Annotated in this window: 11 protein-coding genes; 9 read left to right on the top strand and 2 right to left on the bottom strand. The window is 60.2% G+C overall.

Annotated features, from left to right (window positions below):
- Window positions 1-306 precede the first annotated feature (306 nt).
- Complete coding sequence (locus tag JWR14_RS06125) at window positions 307-1,770, top strand: amino acid permease (protein ID WP_299703117.1); 1,464 nt, start codon at window positions 307-309, stop codon at window positions 1,768-1,770.
- 141 nt (window positions 1,771-1,911) lie between these two features.
- Here the strand turns inward: JWR14_RS06125 and JWR14_RS06120 are convergent, their stop codons facing one another.
- Complete coding sequence (locus JWR14_RS06120) at window positions 1,912-2,115, bottom strand: cold-shock protein (RefSeq protein ID WP_299703114.1); 204 nt, start codon at window positions 2,113-2,115, stop codon at window positions 1,912-1,914.
- A 260-nt stretch (window positions 2,116-2,375) separates the two neighbouring features.
- On the opposite strand from JWR14_RS06120, the gene JWR14_RS06115 reads away from it, so the two are divergent.
- From JWR14_RS06115 to JWR14_RS06095, 5 genes are all read left to right on the top strand, one after another.
- Window positions 2,376-3,146, top strand: a complete 771-nt coding sequence (locus JWR14_RS06115; RefSeq protein ID WP_299703111.1) for an SDR family oxidoreductase — start codon at window positions 2,376-2,378, stop codon at window positions 3,144-3,146.
- A gap of 63 nt (window positions 3,147-3,209) precedes the next feature.
- On the top strand, window positions 3,210-4,532 hold the full coding sequence (locus JWR14_RS06110) for an MFS transporter (RefSeq protein WP_299703108.1): 1,323 nt from the start codon (window positions 3,210-3,212) through the stop codon (window positions 4,530-4,532).
- A gap of 31 nt (window positions 4,533-4,563) precedes the next feature.
- Window positions 4,564-5,394 carry an IclR family transcriptional regulator gene (locus JWR14_RS06105; RefSeq protein WP_299703105.1) on the top strand — a complete coding sequence of 277 codons (831 nt, stop codon included), beginning with the start codon at window positions 4,564-4,566 and terminating at the stop codon, window positions 5,392-5,394.
- A 283-nt stretch (window positions 5,395-5,677) separates the two neighbouring features.
- A complete protein-coding gene (locus JWR14_RS06100; RefSeq protein WP_299703102.1) occupies window positions 5,678-6,643 on the top strand; it encodes a glycosyltransferase family 2 protein in 966 nt (321 codons plus the stop codon).
- Window positions 6,644-6,943: 300 nt separating this feature from the next.
- The gene (locus tag JWR14_RS06095; protein WP_299703099.1) at window positions 6,944-9,862 is read left to right on the top strand and encodes a patatin-like phospholipase family protein; all 2,919 of its coding nucleotides are present in this window, start codon (window positions 6,944-6,946) and stop codon (window positions 9,860-9,862) included.
- Between the two features lie 44 nt (window positions 9,863-9,906).
- On the opposite strand, the gene JWR14_RS06090 is transcribed toward JWR14_RS06095, so the two are convergent.
- Window positions 9,907-11,127 (bottom strand): acyl-CoA dehydrogenase, encoded by a 1,221-nt coding sequence (locus JWR14_RS06090; protein ID WP_299703191.1) that lies wholly within the window; start codon window positions 11,125-11,127, stop codon window positions 9,907-9,909.
- A gap of 333 nt (window positions 11,128-11,460) precedes the next feature.
- Between JWR14_RS06090 and JWR14_RS06085 the strand changes: the two genes are divergently transcribed.
- From JWR14_RS06085 to JWR14_RS06075, 3 genes are all read left to right on the top strand, one after another.
- Window positions 11,461-12,639 carry an acyltransferase gene (locus JWR14_RS06085; protein WP_299703096.1) on the top strand — a complete coding sequence of 393 codons (1,179 nt, stop codon included), beginning with the start codon at window positions 11,461-11,463 and terminating at the stop codon, window positions 12,637-12,639.
- Between the two features lie 197 nt (window positions 12,640-12,836).
- On the top strand, window positions 12,837-14,087 hold the full coding sequence (locus tag JWR14_RS06080; protein ID WP_299703093.1) for an amidohydrolase family protein: 1,251 nt from the start codon (window positions 12,837-12,839) through the stop codon (window positions 14,085-14,087).
- Window positions 14,088-14,145: 58 nt separating this feature from the next.
- A partial coding sequence (locus JWR14_RS06075; RefSeq protein ID WP_299703090.1) for an MFS transporter occupies window positions 14,146-15,085 on the top strand: 940 nt, incomplete at its 3' end.

Here is a 15,085-nt window from a genome sequence, read left to right as displayed (position 1 = left end):
GCAAGCCTCGTTTGACGTTGCATTGCCGCAACCACATCGCGTGCTCACGCGATGACCGACTCTCCCCGTAGCACTGCGCATGCCATGCCTATCTTGCACCCAAAGCGATGCAAGATAGGGTTATTGCCTCGCTTCCCATTAAATTTCATTAGGCATAGACTTAAACCGTCAGCGTCATTCACTCAATGCAGTGAGTCGTCGTGAGCCGTCTTGCATCAAGCGTTTTTCGTAGTGATCCGCAAGTTGATCCGGGCATTGCGTCCCGTTCAATTCGTGTCCACCAACGTACGACCGAGGCGACACATCATGGCTGATACGAGTTACATGGCGCGCAAATCCGTTGCCGATATCGTCAAGAGTGCTGACGGCGGCGAGCGCCCGCTAGCTAAGACACTGGGCGCACTCAGCATCACGGCAATGGGCATTGGCGCCATCATTGGCGCCGGCATCTTCGTGCTGACAGGCACGGCCGCCGCGCAGTTCGCGGGACCGGCCATCATCCTGTCGTTCATATTGGGCGGTATCGCTTGCGCGTTTGTCGGGCTATGTTATTCCGAACTCGCGGCCATGCTCCCCGTCTGCGGCAGCAGTTATACCTACACGTATGCCACGCTGGGCGAGGTGTTTGCGTGGATCATCGGCTGGGACCTGATCCTCGAGTACGCCATGGGCGCGGCCACGGTTGCGGTCGGTTGGTCGGGTTATATCGTCAGCCTGCTACGTAACGTGGGGATTGCCTTTCCACCCCAAATGGCGGCTGCACCCGGCACCATGGTGAAGCTTGCCGACGGCACGTCGGTGGCAGGAATCGTTAATCTGCCAGCGGTCTTCATCGTCGCCGCCCTGACGCTCATGCTGGTGATGGGCACCAAGGAGTCGGCCCGGCTCAACAACGTCATGGTCGCGATCAAGCTGTTTGTCGTGGTGGCGTTTCTTGCGCTGGGCGTGTTCTTCGTGCATCCCGGGAACTGGCATCCGTTCATCCCGGCTAACACCGGCGAGTTCGGCAACTTCGGCATGAGCGGAATCCTGCGCGGCTCCGCGGTCGTGTTCTTTGCGTTCATCGGATTCGATGCAGTATCGACCTGTGCCCAGGAAGCCAAAAAGCCGCAACGCGACATGCCGGTCGGCATTCTCGGCTCACTGGTGATCTGCACGATCCTCTACATCGCGGTGGCGGGGGTGCTCACCGGACTCGTGCCTTATGGCGAATTGAACGTGCCCGATCCGATTGCGAAGGGCGTGGACGTGATTGGCCTCACCTGGTTCTCCATCCTCATCAAGATCGGCGCGCTGACCGGTTTGACGACCGTGATCCTGGTGCTGTTGTACGGACAGAGCCGCATCTTCTTCACGATGTCGCAGGATGGCTTGTTGCCGGGATTGTTCGCGCGGGTCCATCCGCGTCTGAAGACGCCCCACCTCAGCCAGACCATGATCGGCGTGGTCGTTGCTATCGTCGCGGCCTTTACGCCAATCAGCGTGCTGGGCGAGATGGTGAGTATCGGCACGCTATTCGCCTTTGTCCTGGTGTGCGGCGCGGTGATCTATCTGCGGCGCAGCGACTCCGGTGCGAGCCGGCCATTTCGCGTACCGGGTGTGCCGGTGGTGCCCATTCTCGGCATCCTGTTTTGCGTGCTGCTGATGACCGGCCTGCCACTCGTCACGTGGATGCGGCTCGTGGTCTGGCTGGTGATCGGACTCGTGATCTACATCTCGTTTGGACGCAATCACTCGCGGCTGCGGCATCCGGAGCGGCACGTGGAGTGACCCCGTAGCTCGCCAAGGCAGCGCGTCGTGCAGCGGCAGTTGTTGAGTCTCACAAGTCTCACAAGTCTCACGAGTCTCACGTCCCGCACGACGCTGGCCAGCCGCGCCGCCCTGCGGACTCATAGGGCACCCACTGGCGATTCAGGCAGGGTGGATATTCGACGCCTGTTTGCCCTTGGGGCCCTGGCCCACATCGAAGCTCACCTTCTGGTTCTCAAGCAAGGACTTGAATCCTTCAGTCTTGATCTCTGAGAAATGGGCGAACAGCTCTTCGCTGCCGTCGTCCGGGGTGATGAAACCAAAACCCTTTGCATCGCTGAACCACTTTACTCGTCCGAACGGCATGGCCGTCTCCTGGCTGGAAAAAGGGGAACGGTATCACGCTCGGCAGTTTTCGTTGACGCCGCTTTTTGCCCGTATCAGTTGAACCTCCGTCCTCGTCCACTGGCGTGGGCAAAAAACCTCCCTCAGCCCGTCCCAGCGCGTCTCCGCGTTTACCTTCACTTATAAAAATTCTTTTCATATGTGAAAATCTGACGCGGAACCCTATGGGGACTCATGCGGGGAACCGCATCGACGAGACCAACCACCAAAAAGGAGCATCAATGGTCAAGCGTGTCGAAGGCAAAAACATCGTGGTGACAGCCGCAGGCAAAGGCATCGGACGGGCTTCCGCGCTCATGCTCGCGGCCGAAGGCGCTCACGTCTGGGCAACCGATATCGACGAAAACGCCCTCGCCGAACTCGCCCGCGACGCAGGCGCTGGCTCTACCTTGCGCACCGCGCGCCTGAACGTGCTGGATTCCGCCGATGTCGACGCGTTCGCCGCGACAACCGGCCCGCTCGACGTACTGTTCAACTGCGCCGGCTACGTCCACGACGGCAACATCCTCAAGTGCACGGACAAGGATTGGGACTTCAGCTTCGACCTGAACGTCAAGGCCATGTACCGGACCATTCGCGCATTCCTTCCCGCCATGATCGACGCAGGCAAAGGGGCGTCGATCATCAACATGGCCTCGGCGGCATCGAGCGTGAAAGGCGTGCCGAACCGCTTCGTTTATGGCGCGTCGAAAGCGGCCGTGATCGGTTTGACGAAGTCCGTGGCTGCCGATTTCGTTGGCCAGGCTATTCGTTGCAACGCGATCTGCCCTGGCACGATCGAGTCACCGTCGCTGCGTGGGCGAATCGCGAGTCAGGCGGCAGCATCGCATCTGGACGAAGCACAGGTTCGTGCCGCGTTCGTCGCGCGTCAGCCTATTGGACGGGTCGGGCGTGCAGAAGAAGTCGCGGCACTGGTGACCTACCTCGCCTCCGATGAATCCGGGTTCACCACCGGCGCGATTCACATGATCGACGGCGGCTGGTCGAATTAAGTCTGATTGATTAAGCCTGATTGCTTCGTATAGCTGATGAATATAAAAACCGGGGGAACCCAAATGTCAGGATCGATGCCGCTAGCGGCGAGTCCGGAAGCCGCCGCTGCACTTGAAGAAACCGCTTATCGCAAGGCCGTGTGGCGGATCGTGCCGTTGCTGATCGTCTGCTTTATCTTCGCCTACTTCGATCGCGTCAACATCAGCTTCGCCAAGCTGCAGATGCAGGGCGACCTGGGCCTCTCGAACGCTGCGTATGGTTTTGGCGCCAGCATCTTCTTCGTGGGCTATTTCATCTTCGAAATTCCCAGCAACCTGATCCTGAGCCGTGTGGGCGCGCGTATCTGGATCGCGCGCATCATGATCTCGTGGGGCATTGCCTCGGCCGCGATGATGTTCGTCACATCGGAAACGTGGTTCTACGTGCTGCGTTTCGTGATTGGCGCGACAGAAGCAGGGTTTCTGCCGGGCATCATCCTGTACTTCACTTACTGGTTCCCCGCCAAGCGGCGCGCGCGCATCAATGCACTCTTCATGACGTCGATCTCAATCTCAGGCGTGATCGGCGGCCCGCTGTCGGGCTTCATCATGACGCGTTTCGCCGGTCTGGGCGGATTGGCAGGCTGGCAGTGGCTGTTCCTGCTCGAAGGGTTGCCGACCGCTCTGCTCGGCTTGCTGGTGCTGGCCATTCTCGATGACCGCATTGCCAGCGCGAAGTGGCTGAGCGCCGAAGAGAAGGCTGTGCTGCAAGCCAACCTGGATCGCGAGGACCACGGCACGTCGCACAAATTCATCGACGCCATGCGCCAGCCCGGCACGCTGCTGCTCTCGCTGATCTATCTTTTCATGCTGATGGGACTTTATGGGCTGACGTTCTGGATGCCGCAACTGATCAAGAACACCGGCATCACCAGTCCGATGACCATCGGCCTCCTCACCGCCATTCCGTATGCGGCAGCGGGGATTGGCATGGTGGCGCTCGGCAAGAGTTCGGACCGGCACGGTGAGCGCCGCTGGCACCTTGGGCTGGCGGTCGGCGTGGGCGGCATCGGTTATATGCTGAGCGCGTATTTCGCCCACGACACCACGCTTGCGATGATCTCGCTTGTGATTGCTGCGGTGGGTGCAATCGGCTGCCTGCCGGTGTTCTGGACCTTGCCGCCTGCGTTCCTGAGCGGCACGGCGGCGGCCGGCGGGATTGCGCTGATCAACTCCATCGGCAATCTGGGCGGCATCATCAGCCCGTATCTGGTCGGCAAGGTCGTGGATATGACCGGTGTGCCGTCAGGCGGCCTGTACGCTATCGCGGCAGTCCTGATCCTCGCGGCCCTGCTGATCCTGTTCGGCTTGCCCGCTCGTATTGCCAACCGCGATCAAGCGCTTTGACGATGCGCTCCCTTTCGCTCAAGACATTGCCATGAATACAGTTCTAAAACCGTCCCGGAACGCGTCCGACGAGAACGCCGAGAGCCCGCGCTACGCTGCGCCCGCTCTCGAAAAAGGTCTCGATATTCTCGACGTGCTCGTGGACACGGCCGAGGGTTACACGCTCAACGAACTGTCGGTGAAACTCGGCCGTACCGTGAGCGAAATCTTTCGCATGGTCGTGACGCTCGAGCGCCGCGGTTATGTGCAAGGCGATCATAACGACCGCTATACGTTGACGCTCAAGCTGTTCGAAATGGCGCACCGGCAACAGCCCATTCGATCGTTGACCGCCATGGCCCTGCCGCTGTTGCGCGATCTTGCCAACGTCACGCGGCAGTCGTGCCATTTGTCGATTTATCACAGCGGCCGCGTCGCGGTAATTGCGCAAGTCGATAGTCCCGAGCGATGGTCCTTCGGACTGAAAGTCGGCGCGGTGATGGGCCTGACCGATACCTCGTCAGGCCACGTGCTGCTCGCTTTCCGCGATCTCGCCGAGCGGGAGCGAATGCTTGCCGCGCACACACGCGTGGAAGGCGAGAACGACGTGGAACCGGCGGCTCTGCTGGCGTTGCTCGACGAGATTCGCGCGACCGGACATGAGATCGTGCCCAGCCGGCAAATGCGCGGCGTAACCAACGTGGCATTTCCGGTGATTGGGAGCACCGGTGACGCCGTGGCGGCGGTCAACGTACCGTATCTCGAACGTATCGATAAAAAGGTCAATCCCGAGTTCGACGAGGTCTGCAAGATGGTCGGCGAAATGACCGCGCGCTTGTCGGCGCTCATGGGGTTCAGCGGTTACAACCTGGAAGGCGAATAAGCGCTCATTGGTTCCGTGCGGGCGCTCGAATGCCATCATTCGAGCGCCCGATCACGCATTGAGAATCAATCCATCAATTAAGCGTTTGCAGAGTAAAAAATAGAAAATAAATCAGCGTTGGTTTTAGCGCCATTTAATCGCGTTGACGAAATAAATGCGCAACCGTATAAAACCAGCAACGCCTCCCGTCCTTACGCAGCTTTCAATTATCCGACGCCGCTATTCCTGGTTTAGCCCGAATGCGCCCGGTCGATCCAACCATTCAGCCCACGGTGAAGACATCATGCGACAGACCAAAATCTCTATTTGCCTGCCAACGTGCAACCGCCCCGAACTGCTGATGGAGTCGCTGACCTCGTGTCTTGCCCAAACCCATGCCGACATTGAAATAGTCATTGGTGACGATTCCAGCGATAGCCGCACGCGTAACCTGATCGACACCACGTATTTGCACGAAACGCGCATTTCCTACGTCAAGAATGAACCGCCTCTCGGGCAGGCGGACAATATCGCCAGTCTTTTCGACCGTGCCACCGGCGATAAGATTCTCCTGATTCACGACGACGATGCGCTCAAACCAGACTGCATAGAACGCCTGCTCTCCGTGTGGAATCTTTACCCGGACCTGGAAATCGCATTCGGCGACCAATATCAAATGGACGATACCGGCCGTGTCGACCTGGAAGCCAGCCAGAAGCTCAATACGGCTTACCACCGCACAGAAGCCGTGGTCGGAATGCAAGAGAATCCCGGACGCACTGGCCTGATCCAGATGATGCCGAACAATGGCTGGCTCGCCAACGCGGATCTGGTCAAGAAAATCAGCTATAGAAAGCAATACGGCATTGGCTGCGAATTCGTGTTCGGCGCGCAGATTTGCATTGCAGCCCGGAAGGTGTATTACCTCAAGGAATATGTATCGTTTTATCGGAAGACCGACGTTTCGATGTCCAAAACCACGGCGCGTTCGACCACCGCCGCGGCCGTGTTGGCCTACGACTTTCTCAAGTCGCTGAAGCTTGACCGCAGCCTTGAGCCGGCGCGTGAACTGGCGCTCAAACGGATCGTGCCCATAGTCGTGTCGGTGTACGCACGCAATCATCAACCCATGCAGGGCCTGAGCATCGCGCTCGGGCATCTGTACGCGTACAACTATGGGCTCAGCAAACGGCTCTACTTCCACCTGATGCTGATCCTCAAGGGATTCGCCAGCGCGGGTAGCTACAAAAGCAGCACGCAGAACGGCTGAAACAGCGCGGTTTCAAGCTCGGGCCCGCTGCGGGTCCGGGCTGAAATCGAGCGTACCTTGCTTCACCATCAACCTCCGCAATATCGATTGACGCACCGCTGCGTCATCGTAAAACCTTCCCCGCGCAAAACACTTTGCAGTACATTCGACAAGCGCCGTAATAGTCGAATAGAGACCGCATATTCGTCTGACAATTGCGCGCCTTAGCAACTTCTTGTCTGCCTGCGCCGTACGAACACCGAAACCGCGTCAAAGCATTAGAGCGTCCGAGCCACGAAAGTTTTTCGGGAAAAATCCGCCATGCTGAAGCTCATCGCCTGTTTGTTCGGCCTCCGCCTGCTCGCCACGCGCGGAGCACGGTTCACATCGACACCCGCCGCAGCCAGCGGCGAAGACCATTCGTCCTCCACGTTGCCCTCGGACTTCATCGGCGTTGAGATTGCGCAAGCGCGGCGCCATCGGCGAGCGGTCGGGCTCGACCCCTTCCCTGGCGACCAGCCTGACAACACGCACGATGCCGCCGGCATTCCCGGCATCGCCATCTCGGGCGGCGGTATTCGCAGCGCTGTATTCTCGCTCGGCGTCCTTCAAGCCATGGCGGATCACCAGGCACTGAAGCACTTCGGCTATGTATCGACCGTATCGGGCGGCAGCTATATTGGCGCGTTCTATGGCAGCCTCTTTGTCCCCGATACCTTGCGTACAGGCGGCGCGCAAACACCTGCGGGCGAGTTCAAAACACGCGCGCAGAGTGCTGCCACGGCACTCGGCCCAAAGACAAGCGCGGCCACGCCCTCCTCGGTCACGCCGATTTCATACCTCCGCGATAACTGCAATTACCTCGTGCCGAACGGCATGAGCGACGTGCTGCAATCCATCGCGTTCTCGCTGCGGAACTGGTTCGCGTTGCAATACGTCATTGGCGTGTCGCTGCTGACTATCTTGCTGTGGATCAGCCTCGCGAACACCACGATCTTTCATTTCGCCCGCTTCGCCGACCATTGGCATCCGTTGCTCAAGTCCGTTCCGGGCCTGCTGGCAATAGCCATTTCAATCTTGCTCATTTCGCCGTTGAGCCGTGCATACTGGCTCACGCAAAATCTCGCCCAGGGAACACGCTCGGTCTACAAAGTATTGCCTGCCGTCTCGCTCATCCTCGTGACCTCGATCGCGTTGATCAGCGTGGAAATCAATCGGCCCGGGACCATTCTTCCGCTGCATTCCGCGACCGCCACATCGTCCTTGATCAATTACTCGTTCGTGGGAATTGGCTCATGGTTCGTTATCCTGACCGAAATTCTTGCCGTCTTTGCATTCGCCATTGCGTGGAGCTTCGTGAACCGCAATGCCTCGCCGGGCAAGTCGGGCATAGCATGGCGCGCCGGTCCGAGAGCGAAACCGGCATCCCGCCTCGATAGCCGCGCGTTCGCGGACCGCTTGCGCAACGCACTGACGAACGCGTACACCACGCCGCTTCGCATCGGCCGGCATCGTTTGTTCTCCGGCCCTGTCCAGGTCATGATCTGGGCTGCCGCCATAGCCGCCATTGATGCGCTCGGTCAAATAGGCTACGCATGCGCGCCCTACCTCACCGGCCATTTGTCCGGTTCGGGCGGCGCTTCGCACATGTGCGTGTTCGCGGTATCGAGCGGGGCTGCAACGACCACCGTCTCCGCAGCAGCCGAATCCTCGTCCGTACCCGCTTCGCTCGGCGTGTTGGCGGGTTCGGGCGCGGCGATCTGGGCAGCGGCCAAGTTCCTTTTGTCCGAGGGGAGCACGGTCACGAATCAGATCATGAAGGTGCCGAAGATCGTACTCGCCTCGGTGGCCGCCCTGCTCGCCGCATTAATCACGTTGACGTTCTGGTCGATCGCCGCCCGCGCTGCCGATGTCGCGTTAAGACACTATGCGGGCAAGACCGCGCTCCTCGACGGCTTTTCGGACGCCTGGCGGGATGCCAATCACAACGGCCTGCTGTTCCTCGGCCTCACCTGCTTAGTCATCCTGATGCTCGCGATCATCGACGGTCTTTGCATCCAGTTTCTCAACCTCTCGACCTACCAGCGTTTCTATAGCACGCGCCTGACACGTGCGTTTATTGGCGCGACGAACCGCGTCCGTCTCGATCAGGCGAACCGCCGCGACGTCACATCACTCGTCCCCGGCGACAGCATTGCGATGGGTCAGTATTACCACGAACAGAGTTGTGCACCAGTGCATCTGATCAACACAACGATCAACAAGACCATCGACTGGAATTCGTCGCTGGTGCAGCGCGGTGCGCGCGGCATGATCATGAGCATCGGCCCCGCTGGCATGACCGTGGGCGCGAAGCTGGGCGTGCTGAAATGCGACTGGAGTTGCGCGAACGACATCTCCACGCCCGCTTCGCACACCTTGTCCGGCCAAACAACGCAGGACATCTGGCTCGAATCGCTGACGCTAGGCGACTGGATCGCGATCTCGGGCGCGGCGGTGAGCACCGGCCTCGGGCAACTGACGCGTCCGGGTTATTCGCTGTTGCTGGGCATTGCCAATATTCGCCTTGGTTACTGGTGGGACACGTACTCCGCGCCATTTCGCCATGGTGCGAAGAGCAACCCGCGTACACGCGTACCGCTTCCGGACGACAAAGCCCCCAAGCGCATTTTTCGTGAGAAGGTGTTCGGCACGCAGTTCTGCCTGACGAGTGAACTACTCGGGCAGTTCGACGGGCCGCGAGGCCGGCGCTGGTATCTGACGGACGGCGGACACTTCGAGAACACCGGCGCGTACGAATTGCTGCGTCGCCAGTTGGCGTTCATTGTCATCTTCGACAACGGTTGCGATCCGCTCTATACGTTCGATGACCTCGCCAACCTGATGCGGCGCGTTCGCGTGGACTTCGGCATCGAAATTTTCGAATCGCCGTGCAAGGTCACGTCGCCCGACGGCTTGCGGCTGAACACAAGCGTGATTGCCCAATCCTTCGATGCTTTTGCAAAAGGTCATGAGTATCTGGCGATCCGCCTGATGGTTGCATTTCCGGACGGCCGCATCGGCCAGATCCTCGCGATCAAACCCCGCTTGACCGCAGCGGCGCCTCACGACGTACGTCAATACAAGAACACGAGTCCCGATTTCCCGAATGAAACAACCGCCAACCAGTTCTTCGACGATGTCCAATGGGAATCGCATCGCGCGCTTGGATATTCGCAAGCGCGCGCGTTGTTCGGCTGACCTGGCGCGAGCATAACCAGCGTCAGTGCGATCTTCAGCGCCGGCTAAGCACCCTTGAGCCCTGAAAGCGTGTCGCGTTTGATCTTCTTGGCAATCGACCACTTGTGGACTTCCGTGGGGCCATCGTAGATACGAAACGCGCGAATCTCACGGAACACTTGCTCGACCACCGTGTCACGGGATACCCCCGTGCCACCCATGACCTGCACGCAGCGATCGGCCACGCGGAATAGCGCGTCGGCCACGGCAACCTTTGTCATCGAACTTTCCGATGTGCCCAGCGAGCCGCTATCGAGTACGGCCGCGCACCAGTCGATCATGAGTTCCGCTTGCTGCAAATCAATCACGTTCTCCGCAAGCATGAACCCCACGCCTTCGTGGTCGATCAGCAATTTCCCGAATGCCCGGCGAGTGCAGGCGTACTGTGTCGCGATCTCATGTGCTCGCGTGGTCGCACCGTGCCACCTCATGCAATGCGACAGCCGCGCGGGCGACAACCGGATCTGAGCGTATTTGAAGCCTTCGTGCACCTCACCCAGCACCTGGCTTTCGGGCACGCGCAATCCATTGATACGCACCACCGCGTGACCGCCGGGCATTGAACTGTCGATGGTGTCGAGAATTCGCTCAAGGTGAATGGCGGGATGCGGCAAGTCGACAAGGAACATGGTCGCCCTGACCTTGGCGTTGCTGTGGTCCTTTGGGTCTCCGTCTTCACCCGTGTTGCTGCGCGCCATCACAATGCCGACCGATGCCCCTTCAGCGCCGGTAATGAAGGCCTTTGTGCCGTCGATGACCCAGTGCTCGCCGTCGAGTCTGGCCGTGGTCTGAAGCATGGAAGGATCGGACCCAGCGCCGCCGTCGGACGCGGGTTCGGTCATGAAGAAAGCCGAGCGCGCATCGCCCGCTACGAGCGGCGCGAGAAATCGCTCCTTCTGCGCGGCGGTGCCGATCTTGCCGATCAGGTACATGTTGCCTTCGTCCGGCGCGGCGGTATTGACGGCGACCGGGCCAAGCGGCGACAAGCCTGAACGCTTCAGGACGGTCGCGGTTTCGAGCTGCGTGAGATGGCCGCCACCGGCCAGGACATGTGGAGTAAGAACGCCCGCGGCGCGCGCCTTGCCGCGCAGTTCACGCACCAGTTCCTCACTCGGGCCGTGACTACCGCAACGCGGATCGCGTTCGTATGGAACCACCACCGTGCGCACGAACTCTTCCACACGCCTGGCAATTTCGCTCGCGCGCTCTGTCTGTACAACATCCATGCTGCTCATGCAGGGTCTCCTTTTTTGCGCCACGCAACGCGCGGACGCCGTCTTCGGGCTGATCGGTCAAACGGCAGCGGTACCACGACGTTGCCTGTCACCGCCATGATAACGATGCGCCGGACTGGCGAGTAACACGCCGGGCAGGCTATAGGAGAACAATCATAGCCTTGTTCGGGTGCTCGTTCGCCAGGCACGGTAATGGCGTTGAATGCCGCCAAAATAACGCTGTGGTCCGCCAATTGTGCGGTGTGAGCGCTCCCGGACATTGCTCCCGCCCACGCGGTGATAACCTGCCGAAGCCATAAAACAGCGGGAAAACGGGGGCACATAGTGCATGCGCAGACAAGCCAGTCTGGTGGTTCTCTACCGGCGTTGACCAGCGTCCGCTTTCTTGCGGCAATCACGGTAGTTGTTTCGCATTACTCAGAACTTGGCTTACTCCGTCTCCCGAAGCAGATCTTCGATTTCGTCGATGGGGGTCGGCCCGCCGTCTCCCTGTTCTTCGTGCTGTCCGGATTCATCCTCACCTTCACCTACCGCGATCAACTACCGGTCAAAGGCCCTCGGCCCTTCTATCAGGCACGGTTTGCACGCATCTATCCAGGCATATTGCTTGGCTTGGCATTGTGCGTGCCGACCACGCTGTACCTGCTGCACGGCAACGATCCGGCATTGCTCACGCAGTGGTATGCGCTCAAAAATCACATATACCTGTCGCTGGCCGTGAGTCTGGTCTGCCAGTTGCTCTTACTTAATGCATGGTTCCCGTTTGCTGCCGTGAACCAGCCCTGGAACGGACCCTCCGACAGCGTTTCGTGCGAAGCATTTTTCTATCTGATGTTTCCGCTCATGCTGCGAAAAATGATGTCCATGCGGTTGGTGTGGCTGACATTCGCTTGCATCGGTTTCTTCCTGATGCAGGGTCTCTGGATCGTATTCCTGCAAACTTTCCTGCCGGCTTCGCGCAGCGGCTTTCTTGTCGTCGGCCTGCCGCTAACCCGTCTGTTCGAATTCGTCGCCGGCATCTATGCCGCCATCCTGTTTCATCAATTGCGCGAACGAGGCGTGAGCCGGCACGCACTGGGCATCAAGCTCGTCAGCATTGCGTTGATCGCCCTGACGGTTCTTGGGCTCTGGCGGCCGGTTGATCCTGCGTTCTATCTCGCCTCGCCGTGGTTCGCCGCGTTGATCCTGGGACTCGCACTACTCGAACGCCCGGTGATCAACGTCCTGAATCGGCGCACATTCATCAAGCTGGGTGAGGCAAGTTACTCGCTGTATCTGATCCACGTGCCGATTGCTTACCTCGCGTATATAGCGGGATTCAGGCAATCGAATGGTTGGATCGCGATGGTGTTCGCCGTCGTGGCGAGTCTCGTGATCTTCACGTTCTACGAAGAGCCTCTGCGCAAGCGCATCCGGACGCGCTTCTCGGCCACTGCAAGACGAGTCGACAACAATGACCGCCTGAGTGCTGTGTTCGCCGCGCCAACGTCCAAAGAAAACTAAGCGGAGCCCGCATTACGTGGGCAGCCCACTGACGGTGCCCCCGCCGCTGACCTCTCCACAGTTTCTTATGCGATTAATGACACGCTAGCGCGCTCGCCCGAGCGCGGCGTATAGTTTGCTGCTCGTGCAGTCAAGCAAACTGGCGCGTCTACTCCCGCAGTCCGCGCCCCGGATTCCACCTTCTCAGGAGAGTCGCGATGATGTCGGTGTTGTTTCGTAATGGCGCGCTGCTGGACCCGTTGCAACCAGAATTAATCCCCGGCCACGAGGTCCTGGTCGAAGACGGGCGAATCAAGGAAGTGTCAGACCGTCCGATCAAAGCCGCCAGTGCCCGTGTGATCAATTTGAAAGGCAAGACCCTGATGCCCGGCCTGATCGATCTTCACGTGCATGTCATCGCTGTCGAATTCAACCTGCCACGTGTCATGACCTTGCCCAACGTGCTCGTCACGCTGCGCGCCGTGCCGTTGATGCGCGCGATGCTGCGGCGAGGGTTCACCACCATCCGGGACGCAGGAGGCGCCGGTTACCCGTTCAAGCAGGCCGTGGAAGCCGGACTGGCCGAGGGGCCGCGCATGTTCGTCTCCGGCCGCGCGCTGAGCCAGACCGGCGGTCATGGCGACATGCGCACGCGCAGCGACTACATGCCGCCGGACGCACCCTGCGGATGCTGCGTACGCGTCGGTGCGCTCACACGGGTGGCGGATGGCGTGGACGAAGTGCGACGCGCGGTGCGCGAAGAACTCCAGATGGGCGCGGACCAGATCAAGATCATGGCATCCGGCGGTGTTGCCTCGCCGACCGACCCCGTCGGTGCATGGGGATACTCCGAGGACGAGATCCGCGCGATCGTTGCCGAGGCGCGCGGCCGTCAGACCTATGTGCTCGCCCACGCCTACACGCCCGACGCCATCGCCCGCGCGGTGCGCTGCGGCGTGCGTACGATCGAGCACGGCAATCTCATCGACGACGCGACTGCGCATCTGGTTGCGGAACACAATGCCTTCGTGGTTCCCACGCTGGTGACCTACGAAGCGCTCGCCAGTGAGGGCAGCAAATACGGCTTGCCCGAAGCGAGCCTCGCGAAGGTGGCAGACGTACACGAAGCCGGCCTCAAGTCCCTGGAGATCATGAAACGCGCGGGCGTGCGCATGGGCTTCGGCACGGATCTGCTGGGTGAAGCGCAGCGCCTGCAAAGTGATGAATTCCGGCTGCGCACCGAGGTTTTATCGCCGGCAGAAGCCATAGCCAGCGCAACGGTGGTGGGCGCCGACGTGCTCGGCATGACCGGCAAACTCGGCCGTCTCGTGCCGGGCGCATTCGCCGATGTGCTGGTTGTAGACGGCAATCCGCTGCGATCCATCGACTGCCTGCTCGGTCAGGGCGAGCATATTCCGTTCGTGATGAAAGGCGGCCACATCCACTTCGACGAACTCGATCACGCTTAAACCCCAAGCCGAATCCAAGGCCGAATCCGCTCATTCCTGACAGCGAGGCGCATTACCCATGTCGACGATTTCCGCCCGTATCGAACGCATGCCGTTTTCATCCTTTCATCGACGGCTACTGCTGATGGGCGGTCTCGGCTACACCTTCGACGCCATGGACGCCGCCGTGCTCGCGTTCCTGCTGCCGGTGCTGCGCACGCAGTGGGGGTTGACGAGCGTGCAGACCGGCGTGCTCGGCAGCGGCACGTTTATCGGCTATTTCGTTGGGGCGATGCTCGCAGGCATTCTCGGCGACCTGATCGGGCGCAAGCGCGTGATGATGTACGCGCTGGTGATCTACTGCGTTGCATCGCTGGCCAGCGCGACGGCCCACGACTGGGCGTTCTTTCTCGCGACACGCATTGTTGCCGGACTCGGCACGGGAGCTGAAAGCGCGATCGTTGCACCGTTCTTGTCGGAGTTCGTGGCGCGGCGGTATCGCGGCGCATTCACTGGCAGCCTCGCCGGCTTCTTCTCATTCGGCTTCGTGGCGGCTGCGCTGCTCGGCTACTTCGTGATCCCGCTTGCACCGAACGCGTGGCGCGTAGTCATGGTGATCACCGCTCTGCCGATCGTGATGTTGCTGTGGTGGCGGCGCGCATTGCCCGAATCACCGCGCTGGCTGGTCGCACGCGGACGGCACGCGGAAGCCGAGGCAATCGTCGCTCGCGCGGAGGCGGAGTTGACGGCAGCGGGCGTGAAACTTGAACCCTTGCCTGAGACCGACGCTGCGGCCGCAGCGGAGGTTCCTGTCGCGGCTGAACGTGCGTCGGCAATTGCAAACGTGAAGGCCCTCTGGTCACGCAAGCTCGCGCGCATCACCACCATGACATGGCTCATGTGGTTGTCGATCACCTTCAGCTACTACGCCTTCTTCACGTGGATTCCGAGCCTGCTGGTACAGAACGGCATGACGATCACGCGCAGCTTTTCTTACTCGCTCGTGATCTATATCGCTC

This window comes from Caballeronia sp., assembly GCF_028292365.1.
Classification (GTDB): Bacteria; Pseudomonadota; Gammaproteobacteria; order Burkholderiales; family Burkholderiaceae; genus Caballeronia.
The sequence above is the reverse complement of the archived record's forward strand: the minus strand, read 5'-3'. Positions and strand labels throughout refer to the sequence as shown.